The organism is Acinetobacter faecalis, from assembly GCF_034187745.1.
GTDB lineage: Bacteria > Pseudomonadota > Gammaproteobacteria > Pseudomonadales > Moraxellaceae > Acinetobacter > Acinetobacter faecalis.
This window is the reverse complement of sequence record NZ_JAXHPF010000001.1, coordinates 357,198-372,746: the sequence shown is the minus strand read 5'-3', so window position 1 is coordinate 372,746 and position 15,549 is coordinate 357,198. Positions and strand designations below refer to the sequence as shown.

The 15,549-nt window shown below is 36.6% G+C and carries 15 protein-coding genes and 2 tRNA genes; 5 read left to right on the top strand and 12 right to left on the bottom strand.

Annotated elements, in window-relative coordinates; translation table 11 throughout:
* Positions 1 to 12: 12 nt before the first annotated feature.
* From epmA to SKM54_RS01725, 8 genes are all read right to left on the bottom strand, one after another.
* On the bottom strand, positions 13 to 996 hold the full coding sequence (gene epmA / locus SKM54_RS01760; RefSeq protein ID WP_321090867.1) for an EF-P lysine aminoacylase EpmA: 984 nt from the start codon (positions 994 to 996) through the stop codon (positions 13 to 15).
* The gene (locus SKM54_RS01755) at positions 993 to 2,060 is read right to left on the bottom strand and encodes a 4-phosphoerythronate dehydrogenase (protein ID WP_321090868.1); all 1,068 of its coding nucleotides are present in this window, start codon (positions 2,058 to 2,060) and stop codon (positions 993 to 995) included. Before SKM54_RS01755 ends, epmA begins: the two co-directional genes overlap by 4 nt.
* Positions 2,061 to 2,141: 81 nt before the next feature.
* Positions 2,142 to 3,002 carry a cysteine ABC transporter substrate-binding protein gene (locus tag SKM54_RS01750; RefSeq protein ID WP_154773495.1) on the bottom strand — a complete coding sequence of 287 codons (861 nt, stop codon included), beginning with the start codon at positions 3,000 to 3,002 and terminating at the stop codon, positions 2,142 to 2,144.
* A 50-nt stretch (positions 3,003 to 3,052) separates the two neighbouring features.
* Complete coding sequence (locus SKM54_RS01745) at positions 3,053 to 3,904, bottom strand: transporter substrate-binding domain-containing protein (RefSeq protein ID WP_321090869.1); 852 nt, start codon at positions 3,902 to 3,904, stop codon at positions 3,053 to 3,055.
* 17 nt (positions 3,905 to 3,921) lie between these two features.
* Positions 3,922 to 4,653: an amino acid ABC transporter ATP-binding protein gene (locus tag SKM54_RS01740; RefSeq protein ID WP_321089960.1), complete on the bottom strand. Its 732-nt coding sequence runs from the start codon at positions 4,651 to 4,653 to the stop codon at positions 3,922 to 3,924.
* 3 nt (positions 4,654 to 4,656) lie between these two features.
* Positions 4,657 to 5,322, bottom strand: coding sequence for an amino acid ABC transporter permease (locus SKM54_RS01735; RefSeq protein ID WP_321090870.1), 666 nt, complete (start codon positions 5,320 to 5,322; stop codon positions 4,657 to 4,659).
* On the bottom strand, positions 5,312 to 5,971 hold the full coding sequence (locus tag SKM54_RS01730) for an amino acid ABC transporter permease (RefSeq protein ID WP_321090871.1): 660 nt from the start codon (positions 5,969 to 5,971) through the stop codon (positions 5,312 to 5,314). Before SKM54_RS01730 ends, SKM54_RS01735 begins: the two co-directional genes overlap by 11 nt.
* Before the next feature lie 425 nt (positions 5,972 to 6,396).
* Positions 6,397 to 6,486 (bottom strand) — tRNA-Ser (locus SKM54_RS01725).
* A 328-nt stretch (positions 6,487 to 6,814) separates the two neighbouring features.
* On the opposite strand from SKM54_RS01725, the gene SKM54_RS01720 reads away from it, so the two are divergent.
* From SKM54_RS01720 to SKM54_RS01710, 3 genes are all read left to right on the top strand, one after another.
* Positions 6,815 to 7,501: a Smr/MutS family protein gene (locus SKM54_RS01720; RefSeq protein WP_321090872.1), complete on the top strand. Its 687-nt coding sequence runs from the start codon at positions 6,815 to 6,817 to the stop codon at positions 7,499 to 7,501.
* 94 nt (positions 7,502 to 7,595) lie between these two features.
* A complete protein-coding gene (gene folE, locus SKM54_RS01715; RefSeq protein WP_171501261.1) occupies positions 7,596 to 8,144 on the top strand; it encodes a GTP cyclohydrolase I FolE in 549 nt (182 codons plus the stop codon).
* 95 nt (positions 8,145 to 8,239) lie between these two features.
* On the top strand, positions 8,240 to 8,599 hold the full coding sequence (locus tag SKM54_RS01710; protein WP_321090873.1) for a cupin domain-containing protein: 360 nt from the start codon (positions 8,240 to 8,242) through the stop codon (positions 8,597 to 8,599).
* A gap of 105 nt (positions 8,600 to 8,704) precedes the next feature.
* On the opposite strand, the gene SKM54_RS01705 is transcribed toward SKM54_RS01710, so the two are convergent.
* Positions 8,705 to 9,499: a DUF817 family protein gene (locus SKM54_RS01705; RefSeq protein WP_321093723.1), complete on the bottom strand. Its 795-nt coding sequence runs from the start codon at positions 9,497 to 9,499 to the stop codon at positions 8,705 to 8,707.
* A gap of 12 nt (positions 9,500 to 9,511) precedes the next feature.
* Positions 9,512 to 10,582 (bottom strand): uroporphyrinogen decarboxylase, encoded by a 1,071-nt coding sequence (hemE, locus tag SKM54_RS01700; protein WP_321090874.1) that lies wholly within the window; start codon positions 10,580 to 10,582, stop codon positions 9,512 to 9,514.
* 206 nt (positions 10,583 to 10,788) lie between these two features.
* On the opposite strand from hemE, the gene SKM54_RS01695 reads away from it, so the two are divergent.
* Both SKM54_RS01695 and SKM54_RS01690 read left to right on the top strand, forming a co-directional pair.
* Positions 10,789 to 12,015, top strand: coding sequence for a L,D-transpeptidase family protein (locus SKM54_RS01695; protein ID WP_311917693.1), 1,227 nt, complete (start codon positions 10,789 to 10,791; stop codon positions 12,013 to 12,015).
* A 165-nt stretch (positions 12,016 to 12,180) separates the two neighbouring features.
* Positions 12,181 to 12,873, top strand: a complete 693-nt coding sequence (locus SKM54_RS01690; protein ID WP_321090875.1) for a pirin family protein — start codon at positions 12,181 to 12,183, stop codon at positions 12,871 to 12,873.
* A gap of 167 nt (positions 12,874 to 13,040) precedes the next feature.
* Here SKM54_RS01690 and SKM54_RS01685 read toward each other — a convergent pair.
* Both SKM54_RS01685 and SKM54_RS01680 read right to left on the bottom strand, forming a co-directional pair.
* A tRNA-Ser gene (locus tag SKM54_RS01685) sits at positions 13,041 to 13,130 on the bottom strand.
* 97 nt (positions 13,131 to 13,227) lie between these two features.
* Positions 13,228 to 15,261, bottom strand: a complete 2,034-nt coding sequence (locus SKM54_RS01680) for an NADPH-dependent 2,4-dienoyl-CoA reductase (RefSeq protein WP_321093712.1) — start codon at positions 15,259 to 15,261, stop codon at positions 13,228 to 13,230.
* Positions 15,262 to 15,549: the final 288 nt, after the last annotated feature.

The following is a 15,549-nucleotide window of genomic DNA, read 5'->3' as shown; positions in this document are numbered from 1 at the left end:
ATTTATAATTTCTCAAGACACATCCGCTGGAAATGTAATGACTTTTTCAAGCTTCATTTGCTCAGTTACAACCATCAATAAACGGTCTACGCCTAAAGCAATTCCTGAACATTCAGACATATTCGGCAATGCAGCAAGCAAATATTCATCAATTGGCATCAAATGTAAACCTAACTTTTCACGCTCTGCATTATCCGCTTCAAAGCGTGAACGAAGTACGTCTGCATCTATCAGTTCATCGTACGCATTGGCAAGCTCTAAACCTTCAATATAAAGCTCGAAACGTGCAGCCACCAATTCACCATCTTCATCTACTTTAGTTTTGGCTAAAGATGCTAATTCAGGCGGAAAATCTGTTAAAAAAACGGGCGTGTCAAAACCTAAACTTGGCTCTACAAAATGCGAGAAAAGTAAATCGATATATCCTAAACGGTCATCACCTAAATCAAGATTTAAACCCACACGATTACAGCAATCTTTAAGTTCTTTTAAACTTGCTTGCAAAGGATTCAAATCTAAACGATCCATAAATGCATGTTTATAACTTAAAATAGTTGGACGAACTTCGCCAAAACGATGTTTCAACGTCACATTTAAAAGATCAGTCACTTCAAACATTAACTCTTTCAAGCTCATATTCGGGCGATACCATTCCAACATGGTAAATTCACTATTGTGTTTACGACCATGCTCATCGTCACGAAAGACTTTACAAATTTGGTAGATAGAACCCACTCCACTTGCCAATAAGCGCTTCATGGCAAATTCAGGTGAAGTCTGCAAATAATGTGTTTGCTTTTTACCTTGTACGTGTCGTTGTGCTTGTACCGAAGCCAAATGAACATCGGTTACGCCTGCTTGAGACAATATCGGTGTTTCTACTTCCAACACATCACGCTCAGCAAAGAACTGACGAATTTGGGCATACATTTTTGCACGCGCACGAATAGCAGCAATATCACAAGTCGGTTGATATTGAATGTCTAACTGACTCATGCTTTTGGTCCTCCATGTGCTGCCCATTCACGGCGTAGCGGATACGTTTTTCTTAAATGATCAAATGCTTTTTGGTCAACTTTTCCATCTTTCAAGCAAGCTCGTAAGTTTTGATCATCACGTGAAATATCGTAAATTTCAGATAGATGTTTCACCAAAGCTTCTTTTAAATTTTGATCTTTAAAAAGCTGTTCACATGCAGGAAGTTGTGTTTCAAACTGTTTGTTTGGAACGTAATTAAACTCTTGGCAAAACGCATCGTAAATCATTTGCGTACCACGTGCTTTGCCTTCTAAGCTATAACCTGCAATATGTGGTGTAACCAACGTAATTAAATTGAGTAACTCTTCAGAAATTTCTGGCTCGTGTTCAAAAACATCTAAAACAACTTTTCGTTGTGTCTTTTGAATATCTGCAATTAAAGCAGCTTCTTCAACCACAGGACCACGTGCAGAGTTAATTAAAATACAGTTTGGCTTCATTTTCGCCAACGCTTGAGCATTAATTAAATGATAAGTTGGATGCTCTCCATATTTAGTTAAAGGCACATGAATTGAAATTGCATCGGCTTGTTTTAATAAGGTATTTAAATCAACTTGATTGATATGTTCACGTGTTTCAAATGGATCAAATGCAATAACATTCCAACCCAATAGTTTCGCCATAACGGCCAAACGTGAACCTACATTACCTAAACCAATAATACCTAAAGTAAAGTTTCCATTTGCATGGATAAGTTCTGGTTGTAACTTTAATAATGCCGTAATGACATATTCAGAAACAGCTTGAGCATTGCACCCTGCTGCATTTGACCATGTAATTCCTTGTTGTTCTATAAGTGGAATATCTAAATGGTCTGTACCAATGGTCGCACTTCCAACAAATTTGAGTGCTGTATTATAAATAAGATCTTCATTAACTTGAGTGACTGAACGCACCAATAAAGCTTCAGCATCTTTCACATCTGCATGTGTCAAAGTACGTCCAGCTTTGTGTTGAATATCACCAAACTCTGAAAAGAAATAGTCGGTGAATGCTAGATTTTCATCTGCAATGATTTTCATAATGCATTCCAATTGTGTCATGGCATTATGATAACGCTTGGATATTACATTGACCATGCATACCCAAGCATTAAAGGGAAATTACTCTACCAATAAATCTTTAGGATTTACCATATCGCCATAAACTGGCTTTAAAGTTTTTTCATAAGCTTGGTGGATTACACCTTCTTTTGAAAGTTTCTCTAAATCTTTATTCAACCAATCTAACAATTCTTTATTGCCCTTTTTAACCGCAGGTGCAATAAGGTCTTGCTCGCCAAGGCTTGTAATACCTACAGTATAGTCTGGGTTTTCTTTCGCCCAAGCCAATACCAGTAAGTTATCGTGTGCAAGTGCAATACCACGCTTATCTTTTAAAGCATCGAAAGTTTCTGTGTTTTGCTCGTATTTTTGCAGCTTAATTTCTTTATGCTGTTTGCTAAAGAATGAATCTGCCGTTGTACCTTTATTGACCAATAAAACTTTATCTTTCAACTGCGCAATATCGGTAATAGGCGCATCTTTAGGTGATACAACGCCCAAAGCAACTTTCAAATAAGGTTTTGCATAATCTACAACTTCTTTACGTTCTGGTGTTACCGTAAAATTTGCAAAAATAATATCCACTTTATTTGCTTTAAGATATTCAACACGGTTTGCAGCTTCGGTTAAAACAAACTCAATCTTGTTTTCATCACCCAATAAATCTTTAGCAACATGTTTTGCAATTTCAACATCAAAACCTTGGTTCTGACCTTTTTCATCTAAATAACCAAAGGGTGGCTTGTCGCTAAACACGCCTATGCGTACCACACCGTTTTTCTTAATTTGTTCAATACTTGACGTTGTAGTTTGATCTTGAGCAGATTCATTTTTCGTTTCTGCATTTTGACCACAAGCAACCAAACCAAAACCTAATAAAGATACTGCAAATAATTTTTTTACATTCGCTAATTTTTTCATTGTTATCCTCTCTGGATGTTTCCTTACAGCGCTAAATAAATGAAGTAAATTTACTTACCATCAACATCTAAGAAAATTTGTGAGTCGACTTTTTCACCATAAAGCGGCTTTAAAGTTTCATCGTAAATCTTCTGAATTTCACCCGTTTCACGTAAATGTTTAATTTCCGTATTTAACCAATTCAGTAATTCCACATTGCCCTTTTTAACCGCAGGTGCAATAAAGTCTTCATTACCAATTTGCGGAATACCCACAACGTAATCTGGATTTTGAGCAGCCCATGCAAGTGCATACGTACTATCTTGTGAGATTGCATCGCCACGACCATCTTTTAAGGCATTAAATGCATCTGTATTTTGTTCAAACTTCAATAGTTTGATTTTTGGATAATTCTTTGAGAAATAACTGTCCGAGCTTGAACCTTTATTCACAATTAAAGTTTTGTTTTCTAAATCTTTAACAGAATTAATAGGACTCTTTTTAGGAGATGCAATTCCTAAAGATGCTTTCAAATACGGTTCTGCAAAATCCACAACTTCAATACGCTCAGGCGTTACAGAAAAGCTTGCAAATACAACATCTACTTTATTCGACTTTAAAAATTCAACACGGTTTGCAGCTTCAGTAACCACATATTCAATTTTGTTTTCATCACCTAGTAAATCTTTAGCAACATGCTTGGCAACTGCAATATCAAAACCTTGATTTTTACCTTCGCTATCGATATAGCCAAATGGCGGATTATCTGCAAAAACAGCTACACGAATCACATCATTTTGTTTAATTTGCTCAAGTGATGATGCATGTGAATTTTGCGCTTGCTCAATGTTTCCACAAGCAGTTAAACCAATTGCAGAAAGTGTTAAACCTGTAGCAAATATGAGAGATTTTTTAGATATCATTTTAATTTCCTATTCTATTAATAACTTAAAATATTTAAAAATGCCTTAGCACGTTCAGTTTGAGGCTGTTTAAAAAAGACTTCAGGCGTTGCTTCTTCAATAATGTTGCCTTTATCCATAAAGATAATTCTGTCTGCAACTTTCTGCGCAAAACCCATTTCATGCGTAACAATCAACATAGTCATACCTTCTTGTGCTAGCCCTAAAACAACATCTAGAACTTCACGTACCATTTCAGGGTCTAGTGCCGCAGTAATTTCATCCATTAGCATGACTTTTGGTTGCATCACTAACGAACGAACAATCGCAATTCGCTGTTTTTGCCCACCCGATAAATTACGTGGATAATCCAATTTACGGTCAAACAAACCAACACGTTTTAATAAAGCATCTGCAACTTTTTCTGCTTCTGCTCTATCACGTTTTTGTGCTTTGAGTGGTCCTAACAAAATGTTATCAATCACGTTCATGTGACCAAATAATTCATAGTTCTGAAAGACCATTCCCACGTCTTGCCGAACTTTAGTCCATTCAATATCTTGACCTAATACGCCACTGCCCTCTAAACGTATTTCACCTGCTTGAATCTCTTCTAAACCATTAATACAACGTAACAGTGTACTTTTACCGCAACCCGAAGGACCAAGAATGACAACAACTTCACCCTGCGCGACATTTAAATTGATGCCTTTTAAAATTTGGGTATCAGCAAATGATTTTTTTAAATCTTTAATTTCTAATAACGACATAGCTTATTCCCAAACTTTTTCTAAATAACGTGATGCAAGCGATAGCGGATAACAAATCATGAAATACATTACAAAGATGAGCCCATAAATCCAAAGTGATGCATTGGGTACGGTTAGCAAGGAATTTTCAATGATCTGTTGCCCTACTTTTAGAACTTCCACAACACCAATAAGTACCGCTAAAGAACTAGTTTTCACCATTCGCGTAAACAAATTAATGACACCTGGCGTAATTCGCTTCAAACTTTGAGGAAATACAACTTGTGCTAAAATTTGAGCTTCACTTAACCCTAAAGCAGCCGCAGAATCTCTTTGATGTTTATCAATAGAGCTAATTCCTGCTCGAACAAGGTCACCCATTTCTGCCGTGCCCCAAAGCACAAAAACAAAAATACATACCCAAAAAGATGAGAACTGCCAGTTAAACCATGTTGCAAAACCAAAATAAAAAACAAACAGCAAAACTAAAATTGGAATAACACGTATTGCTTCTAAATAAATGCGACACAAAACTTTAATGAACGGATTTTTTGACGTCATAATTACGCCAAAAATTGCACCTAAAATAGCCGATAAAAAAACAGAAATTATGGCAATTTGGATGGTTTGCCAAAGTCCTAGAAATAAGCGTTCTAAATGACTTGGCTGAAACAAATACTCAATTCCCATGGCTCACCTTTCTGCTTCTGTATTCCAAATAGCTTGTAAGTGCAGATACAGGTAAAAGAATAATGAGATATGCACAAATCAATAAAAATAAGGCTTCTGTTGTTTTATAATCCATGCCAATTAAGTCTTTAGTTACAAACAATAATTCAACAATCGCAATTGCACTTAACACTGAGCTTTCTTTAATTAAAAATAAGCAGTTTGCGCCAATTGCAGGAATCGAAACTGCCATAGCTTGCGGGAAACTTATATGTCTAAAAATTTGAACTGGATTTAGCCCAATACTTTTTGCTGAATCAATTTGACCTTTAGAAACAGACTGCAAACCTGCACGAAATACTTCTGCCATATAGCTACCACCTAAAAAGGTTAAGCCGATAATCCCACAGGTAAATCCATCAATTTTTATTCCAATTTTAGGTAAGCCGTAATAAAGGAAAAATAGCTGAATAAGCAAAGGCGTATTTCTCGATACTTCTATATAACAAGCAACTAACTTATCTAGAATAAAAAATTTATAAGTCAAAATAATGCTAGAAATAAGACCAACAATAATTGAGAGAAAAATACTAATAATAGAAATTTCTAGCGTAGTCAGGGTTGCAGCATAAAACTGCGGCCAAACGCTTTGTATATAAAGCCAGTCCAAAGGGAACGTCCCAAAAATGAATAAAAAAATGTTTATAAATCTAAACTTGGCTATTTTATTCGACTGCTATATCACTAAAAAACAATATAATTGTATAAGCTTTTCTAAAATTAATATTAAGTTATATTACTTAATGTGAGTAATTAAAACCTTATGTAACTTAAATAGTGATTGTTGTTAATTAAACTAATCTCCTCGCAACACACAAAGAATCTTATTTATTGATTATTGGAAACTTAATTAAATGCACGTAAATTATTTTTACAAAAGTCTTGTCAAACTTTATTTAAAACCTAATCAAAATCCGACGATAAATATCAGCAATAAAATTCATCTGCTCTTTTAATCCAAACGAAATTCAAAACATTCAAATAAAATACACACGAAAAAAAAGACCCTTGATTTCTCAAGGGTCTTTTCGAATTTGGCGGAAGCGGTGAGATTCGAACTCACGGAGGGGGTAAACCCTCGTCGGTTTTCAAGACCGGTGCATTAAACCGCTCTGCCACGCTTCCAATGGCGGCTATCATATAAATAATTTGACGAATTGGCAAATACTTTTCTATGTTTTTTAATTCATATGTTCAAAATAAAAACAAAAATCATTTTATTACTTATGAATTTACTTTTTAGAAGAAGTTTTGTACAAAATTATAGCGTTACATATTAAAGTTTAAATTTCTTAAACGTATCCTTTAGGCATAAATACTCATATAAAGAAGGAAAATTACACATTGTATTAACCATTACACTTTTCATAAGAGCGCCCAATTCAGTTCAAATCCCCACAAATAACGACTATAATCACTTATCTTTTGGCTAATCTGCTTATTCCCTAATACTATGAGTAAAAATGATTCCTCCCTTTCTAAAGACCAATTCAATTTACTGAAAGCCTTTAAAAAGCAAATCACCAATCCTCATTCAACAGCAATTAAAAAAGCTGCTGAGGAAAAAGTACAAACCAAACCCGAGCCTGAAGATGATCTCGAATTATTTCGCAAGCAAATGCAAGGTGTCCGAAAAATGGATACAAGCAATATTGCGAAAATTGAGAAATCGAAAACCAAAAAGCCAAATGCTCAAATTCTTGCTAAACGAGCTGCCGCAGAAGGTGCAATGGAAACAGATGGTGCAGAACTTTCTGATACCCAAGCCATGCTTAATCCTGTTGCTAGCCAAGCATCTTTAAGCTATCGCATTGCAACATTACAGCACAAAGTATTTGAAGATTTAAAAGCAGGTAATTTACGTTGGTTTGAAGCAGTCGATCTACATGGTTGTACTGTAGAAGAAGCTCGCTCTGCAGTTTTGCAAATTATTCAAATTGCCAAAGATGAAAACCAAAACGTACTTAAAATTGTGCATGGCAAAGGTCCAGAAGCAATTTTAAAAACTTATGTAAATAGTTGGCTTCGTCAACATCGAGATGTTTTAGCTTTTGTTAGTGCACCTGAAAAACAAGGTGGTACAGGCGCGGTTCTTGTTTTACTTAAACGTACAGAAAAGAACCCTAAATTTAAAGATTAATCCTATTTCTCCTTGAAACAGAGGCATTGCAAAAGTTTTCTGCTACAATGCCGACCTTGTTCAATATCAGTGTAAGTGAACACGTCTTATGTCTATGCAGCAAAACTACGCAAATATCCTAACCGCCATTGGCGAAGACTTAGATCGCCCAGGTCTAAAAGATACGCCTGCGCGTGCTGCTAAAGCTTTTTCGTATTTAACGTCTGGTTATAGCAAAACACTTGAAGAAGTGACCAACAATGCGGTCTTTCCTTCAGACAACCGTGACATGGTTTTAGTGAAAAACATCGAGTTTTATTCTCTGTGTGAACATCACTTACTTCCATTCCATGGTCGTGTGCATATTGCTTATTTACCAGAAGGCAATGTTTTAGGCTTATCTAAATTTGCACGTATTACAGAAATGTTTGCACGTCGCTTACAAATTCAAGAAAACTTAACACAGCAAATTGCAGAAGCAGTTCAAGAAGTAACAGGCGCTCGTGGTGTAGCTGTTGTAATTGATTCTGCACATATGTGTATGATGATGCGTGGTGTTGGCAAACAAGAATCAACGACTCGTACAGTATCTTTTGTTGGTGATTTCAAAACCAATAGAGAAGATCGTCGTGAATTCTTAAGTGCTGTTCCAGAAAGCTACTAATTTTTAAAACTGCCTCAACTGCTGTTGGGGCATTTTTTTGTGCTGACATTTTAACTTTAAATTCCAAAGCATCTTTCATGTAAGGATTAAACACAATGCCATCAATATTTTTAGCAGGATATGGTTTAACTCAAAATGAAACCACTGTTGACTACCCTCGCCCCGATCGTCTTGTTCAAGGTAACCCAAAGCGATTAACCACAGAATTATATGATCATCCAAATATGAATTGCGGTATTTGGGAATGTGAGGTTGGTGCTTGGAATATTGAGTTTGCAGCAAATAAACAAGAATTCTTTCAAGTGATTGAAGGTTCTGTACGTTTACATGATGCTAAAACAGGTGAATATGTTGAAATTCATGCTGGTGATGCAGGCATTATTCCTCCATCTTTCAAAGGTACATTTGAGGTACTAGAGAAAGTTAAAAAATATTATGTGCTTACTGAGAATTAAAAATAAAACCCCGAATATTCGGGGTTTCTTCATTTTCTTTTACTTATTCAAATTAAACTTTTAAATATGAAATGATGAAAAAATCATCTAAAAATTTACTCATTTTTAATTTAACTTCCATAAACCATTTGGCTTACGTTGTCCTAAAATACCAAGAACAAGAACCAAACTTAATAACAGCAATAAATACCAAGAACCGAGTTTCCCCCAACCCACCATGTGCCATGCATCGACCTGACTTGGGTACAACCAAATTTTATAAAAAGTACTAATATTTTCAGCAATCCAAATAATAAAAGCTAAAAGTAGCAATACTGGTAACATTGGTACTTTAAATTTTCGGTCTTGTATTTCAAAGCCAATTTTCGTATTCCAAAAAATGACTGCGCTCCATGCAAATAAGGCATAGCGAATATCTGGAATAAAAAATTTGGTCATGAAATTTGCATAAGACAACACCGCCAAAGTCATCATATTGCCAAAGCTTGGTAAGTACTGAAAATGCACTTGATATAAACGCAATGAACGAGCAAAAAAACTGCCTACAGCCGAATACATAAAACCTGCAAATAACGGCACAGTTAAAATTTTATAGACCGCAGGTTGTGGATATTGCCAAGATGCAATATATGGACTGGTGAGAAAGATTTCCATGCCCATTGCCAAAATATGAAATAAGGCTATCACTTTGGCTTCCGCCCAAGACTCTAGCTTTAAATACAGTAAACAAGCTTGAATGGCTAAAGCATAAAACAATAAATAGTCGTATCGAAAATATCCAAAATACTCTTGGCTTCCCATGCTTGCTGTTACAGCAAAAGCAATGAGTAACAAGATACCAAATAAGGCAGCCGAAGCTGCCTTAAAGGAAAATTGGATCATTAAACCCAAATTTTGAATCACGGAATATCCTTATAAATATTTAGCGCTATATTCATGCACTGTATCAATAAAGGCTTTCGGACGAGATGGATCTACCCATTGCGTAATACCATGTCCTAAATTAGCAACATAACCCGTTTTTTCACCATTTGCATAAGCATCATCAAGCATAGCTTTTGTTGCTTTGGCAATGCTTTCTGGGGTGCCATATAAAGTTGCAGGGTCTAAGTTACCTTGCAATGCAGCACGACCATTTACAGTTTGACGCGCAACATTCAATGGCGTTGTCCAATCTAAGCCAAATGCATCTGCACCTGTTGCAACCATTGGTTCTAACCATTGACCGCCACCTTTAGTAAACAAAATAACAGGAATCTTACGACCGTCTTTTTCACGTTGTAAGCCTGCTACAATTTTTTGCATATATTTCAGTGAAAATTCTAAATATTCACGATGCGCTAATGCACCACCCCAGCTATCAAAAATTTGAACAGCTTGCGCACCTGCATCAATTTGAGCATTTAAATAGTCAATTACTGCATCCGCTAAGCGGTCTAAAAGTGCATGCAATACTTCAGGCTGTGCATACATCATATTTTTAGTAAAACGGAAGTCTTTGCTTGAACCACCTTCTACCATATATGTTGCAAGTGTCCATGGGCTACCAGAGAAGCCAATCAGTGGAACTTGTCCGCCCAATGCAGAACGAATGGTAGATACTGCATTCATCACATAATCTAGGTCAGATTTTGCGTTGAATTTTGGCAAATTCGCTACATCTTGCTCTGTACGAACAGTTTTATGAAATTTTGGACCTTCGCCTGCTTCAAAATACAACCCTAACCCTAAAGCATCTGGTACAGTTAAAATATCTGAAAATAAAATAGCAGCATCTAGCTCATAACGACGTAAAGGCTGAAGCGTAACTTCACAAGCGAACTCTGTATTTTTACATAGTGAAAGGAAATCGCCCGCTTTGGCACGAGTTTCGCGGTATTCTGGTAAGTAACGGCCTGCTTGTCGCATCATCCAAACTGGAGTTGTATCTACGGGTTCACGTAATAAAGCACGCAGAAAACGATCATTTTTTAAGGTCGTCATTTACTTTCCTAATTAAATTTTTAATCTTCTAAACATCATAACAAAAAGGTCTAGAATTTAATAATATGTCTGTATGTTTAAATTCGATTGTACTAAATGATAAAACGAATATTTAGACAAAACATTTACTGCAAGAGCTGTTTTTTTCTGTAATACTTATGTTGTTTTTTCACAATGTTAATGAATTATTCTTAAGGTTGAATTACATGTTCGTTCGCTCAATACTTGCAATGAGTTTAAGCTGCATATTTGCTGGTTCTGCAATTGCGGCATCAACTGCTGAACAATCATTAAATCCTCAACAGATTAAAGATATTGCTATTGAAGATCCTATCGATCCTTTAGCAGTTAATAACTCAGCAGAACAAGCATCTTCGGAAGCAAAAATAACGCCACAAGAACAACAAGATTTAAATCAAGCATCTGAAACGCTTGATAATCTTCAAAACACAGAAGATGAAACTGCAGCTATTGGCACTGCACCTTCTTCAATCACAACAACTGAATCGCCTAGCACTGTATCTAAAGGCTCTTGGTCATTAGAAAGCTTAAATAATGCTCAGTGGTCTGAGAATATTGGCCGTGGTCAATTCCCTGTTTATGCGCGTGCGCACGTTATGCTAAATAATGCACATGCATCACCAGGTGCAATTGATGGTTCAAGTGGTAAAAATACGCTAAAAGCAATCGCATCATTCCAACAAATGAATGGTTTAAAACCAACAGGTACTTTAACCAAAGAAACTTGGAATGCGTTAATTGCAAAGCAAGGCTCTAAACCAGCTTATGTTGAATACACAATTACAGCAGCCGATTTAAAAGGCCCATATGCGAAATCTATTCCTGGCGACTATGCGCTTCAAGCAAAAATGCCTGGTTTGTATTACACACGTGTATCAGAAATGCTTGGTGAAAAGTTCCATATGGATGAGAACTTCTTAAAGAAGATCAATCCAAAAGCGACTTTTAATAAAGTTGGCGAAAAAATTATTGTGACTAGCGTTCGCAACCAATTACCTGAAGATATTCATTTAATTGTTGCGCATAAGGGTGCAAAACAACTTTATTTATTCAACAGCAACAATAAAATGATTGCTTCTTTCCCTGCGACAATTGGTAGCTCAGATACCCCTTCGCCAACGGGTACATATAAAGTGACTGGTGTAGCACCAAACCCTTGGTACAGCTACTCTCCAAGCAACTTCGTACAAGGTAAAAACTTAAAACCACTTTCTTTACCACCTGGCCCTAATGGCCCTGTAGGCAATATTTGGATTGGTTTAAGCAAAAAATCATTTGGTATTCACGGCACACCAAATCCTTCAGCAATTTCTAAAACAGCTTCTCATGGTTGTATTCGTTTAACGAATTGGGATGCGAATGATTTAGGTAAAAAAGTACGTTCTGGCGTAACAGTTAAGTTCTTAGAATAATTGCTTAAGTACTCGTTCTTTAAAAAGGCTCACATTTATGTGGGCTTTTTTATGTTTAAAATCCTTCATTTCAAAAATGGAACAATATGTCGCTTTTTATGAATATTAAAAGATAATTTAAAACATTAAAATTAGCTCAAGTTCAAATAATAATGGAGTATTCACATGAATGCTTATCTACATCGTAGCGAATATCGTGGGCACGTAAAAATGGCTTGGCTTGACACCAAACATAGCTTTTCATTTGGTAGCTGGCACAACCCTAAATACATGGGTGTTAGTGCATTACGTGTTATCAATGATGATAAGATCGATGCTCATAAAGGTTTTGGTACACACCCGCATGACAACATGGAAATTTTAACTTGTGTGCTTGATGGCACGATTTCCCACAAAGACAGCATGGGAAATGCAGGTGGAATTTCTGCAGGTGAATGGCAATTAATGAGTGCAGGTACTGGCGTTCAACACAGCGAAGTAAATGACGGTGACACCCCTGTTCATTTACTACAGATTTGGATTCATCCAGATATTCGTAATGCTGAACCTACGTATCAACAAATTAAGCTAGACCCTAAAGATCAACCTAACCAATGGCATTTAATTGCGGGTCCAAATGACAATGCACCTATGCATATTCGTCAACAAGCAGAAGTAAAAACTGCGGTATTGGAGCAAGGTTTATCTTTGGATATAAAAGCCACTCAAGTTTTGAATTACATTCACGTGATTCGTGGTGAAATTTTAATTGGTGAGCATGTGGTAAAAGCTGGAGATGCTCTACTTTTTTCAGAAGATGCAAAAATTGTAGCAAATGAAGAAAGTCAATTTATTTGGTTCGATTTACCTAAACAATAAACTTAATCTATAAACAGGCTCCTTTAAAGGAGCCTGTTTATTGACTTGTTCTTTGAATCAGATAGCTTTTATAAATACCCACAATATCAAACACTATACATTCCTACGATTAACAAAATCATAGACATAAAAAAATCCCCTTAATTTCTTAAGGGGATTTTCGAATTTGGCGGAAGCGGTGAGATTCGAACTCACGGAGGGGGTAAACCCTCGTCGGTTTTCAAGACCGGTGCATTAAACCGCTCTGCCACGCTTCCATGTGCGCCATAATACGGAGCTTTTCGTATTATGACAAGAGAAAAAAACATCTAAAGCATTCAAATGAATATTGTTTCACCAAAAATGCTAAAAAAACTATAATTTGGCTGCTAATTCAGCACCTTCACGTATTGCACGCTTAGCATCTAGCTCTCCTGCTAGCTTTGCACCACCAATAATATGGTACTTCGCAAAAGTATTTTCACCATCTGCAGGCATTATTTCTTTTACAGACTCCTGCCCTGCACAAACCACAACTGTATCTACACGTAAAAGTTGATCTTGCCCTGCTGTTTCAATCCATAAACCTTCATCTGTAATGGCTTTATATTGAACCCCACGGAGCATGCGCACATTATGTTTCTTTAATTGTGCTCTATGTACCCAACCCGAAGTTTTACCTAAGCCTGCACCTAAAGGAGTAGTTTTCCGCTGTAGTAAATAAATTTCACGAATTGGTGGTTCAATTTCGGCTTTAACCATACCACCTTCAGTCACATAATTCGGATTAGAATCTACACCCCACTCACGTTGCCATTCATCTAAAGGTTGTGGTTGTTTTTGATGTGGCGGTTTTAACAAGAATTCTGAAATATCAAAACCAATACCACCAGCACCAATGACTGCAACTTTATGTCCAACTTCTGCACCACGTAAAACTTCTGCATAAGACAATACTTGTGGTAAATCACTACCTTCAATTTTTAAAGCACGTGGAATAACACCTGTTGCCACAACTACTTCATCAAAGCCTTCACGCTCTAATTGTTCACGGTTCACTTTGGTATTTAAGCGTAAATCTACACCCATTTTTTCAATTTGAACTTTAAAATAACGAATGGTTTCGTGAAACTCTTCTTTACCCGGTACAACTTTCGCTAAATTAAATTGTCCACCTACATCTGCACTTGCTTCAAACAAAGTCACTTGATGACCTCTACTTGCAGCAATAGTTGCAGCAGACATACCTGCAACGCCACCACCGACTACAGCAATTCGTTTTGGTTTTTTCGTTTTTACATATACCAATTCTGTTTCGTATGCAGCTTGTGGGTTCACTAAACAACTTACACGCTGATTTTTAAATGTATGGTCTAAACATGCTTGGTTACAGGCAATACAAGTATTTATTTCATCTACACGATTGGTTGCAGTTTTATTTACCCAAAATGGATCTGCCAATAATGGTCGCGCCATTTGAATCATATCGGCTTTACCCGAAGCAATAATTTCTTCTGCCGTATCAGGCATATTAATTCGGTTAGATGCAATGACAGGAATGTCTACATGCTTTTTCACTTCTGCCGTGTAATCGACAAATGCAGCACGCGGTACAGAGGTTACAATTGTTGGAATACGTGCTTCATGCCAACCAATCCCTGTATTGAGTAATGTTATGCCTGCATCTTCCAAAGCCTTTGCAACAGTGATGACTTCATCCATAGTATTGCCATCATGAACTAAATCGAGCAATGACAAACGGAAGCAAATTATAAATTTCTCGCCAACTTCCTTACGAATGGCTTTTACAATTTCTACAGCAAAACGCATACGGTTTTCTATTGCACCGCCCCATTGGTCTTCACGTTGGTTAACGTGTCGACTAAGGAATTGATTTAGTAAATAACCTTCTGAACCCATTATTTCTACACCATCGTAGCCTGCTTTTTTTGCAAGGCTTGCAGAATAGGCATAATCTTTGATGGTATTTAAAATGGTTCTTTCACTCATTTGGCGTGGCTTAAATGGTGAAATTGGTGATTTTCTTGCACTTGATGACACTACAAATGGTTGGTAGCCATATCGTCCTGCATGCAGTATTTGTAATAAAATTTTCGCGCCATGTTTATGTACAGCACGTGTGACCAGTCTATGTGGTACAACATCACCCAAGGTATTCATAGTACCGCCCGCAGGAAGTAACCAGCCTTGTCTATTGGGTGAAATACCACCTGTAATAATTAAGCCCACGCCACCCTTAGCACGCTCGCCAAAGTATGCTGCTAGTTTTGGATAGTTATAAAATCGGTCTTCTAAGCCCGAGTGCATTGAACCCATGACAACTCGGTTTTTGATGGTGGTAAAACCTAAATCTAGTGGTTTTAAAATGTTTGCATAGCGAGTTGTCATGTGGCGTTCCTTTTTAATTTTGGCTTTGCAACTTGTTGCATAATACTTTAGCTGATTTTATCTTTTTGTTTATGACATTTTTATGCAAATCTGTGAATGTTCGGTCAACTAAATTTTAATTGCCTAAAATTTTCCTCACCCTATGGATGATAAATATATTTCCTCAAGAAAAGGAGAGTTTTTTACAACCACCTCTCCCCAACCCTCTCCTTATATGAGAGGGAATCTTCATTGTAAATTTCAGAGATAAAAAAAGCGTAGCTTTCGCTACGCCTGAGATAGGGCTTT

Bases quoted from the DNA above. Each gene is read 5' to 3' on its own strand.
- SKM54_RS01720 (WP_321090872.1), top strand. From the start codon at position 6,815: ATGAGTAAAAATGATTCCTCCCTTTCTAAAGACCAATTCAATTTACTG.
- hemE (WP_321090874.1), bottom strand. From the start codon at position 10,582: ATGACGACCTTAAAAAATGATCGTTTTCTGCGTGCTTTATTACGTGAA.
- SKM54_RS01695 (WP_311917693.1), top strand. From the start codon at position 10,789: ATGTTCGTTCGCTCAATACTTGCAATGAGTTTAAGCTGCATATTTGCT.
- SKM54_RS01755 (WP_321090868.1), bottom strand. From the start codon at position 2,060: ATGAAAATCATTGCAGATGAAAATCTAGCATTCACCGACTATTTCTTT.
- epmA (WP_321090867.1), bottom strand. From the start codon at position 996: ATGAGTCAGTTAGACATTCAATATCAACCGACTTGTGATATTGCTGCT.
- SKM54_RS01735 (WP_321090870.1), bottom strand. From the start codon at position 5,322: ATGGGAATTGAGTATTTGTTTCAGCCAAGTCATTTAGAACGCTTATTT.
- SKM54_RS01745 (WP_321090869.1), bottom strand. From the start codon at position 3,904: ATGATATCTAAAAAATCTCTCATATTTGCTACAGGTTTAACACTTTCT.
- SKM54_RS01680 (WP_321093712.1), bottom strand. From the start codon at position 15,261: ATGACAACTCGCTATGCAAACATTTTAAAACCACTAGATTTAGGTTTT.
- folE (WP_171501261.1), top strand. From the start codon at position 7,596: ATGCAGCAAAACTACGCAAATATCCTAACCGCCATTGGCGAAGACTTA.
- SKM54_RS01690 (WP_321090875.1), top strand. From the start codon at position 12,181: ATGAATGCTTATCTACATCGTAGCGAATATCGTGGGCACGTAAAAATG.
- SKM54_RS01750 (WP_154773495.1), bottom strand. From the start codon at position 3,002: ATGAAAAAATTAGCGAATGTAAAAAAATTATTTGCAGTATCTTTATTA.
- SKM54_RS01740 (WP_321089960.1), bottom strand. From the start codon at position 4,653: ATGTCGTTATTAGAAATTAAAGATTTAAAAAAATCATTTGCTGATACC.
- SKM54_RS01710 (WP_321090873.1), top strand. From the start codon at position 8,240: ATGCCATCAATATTTTTAGCAGGATATGGTTTAACTCAAAATGAAACC.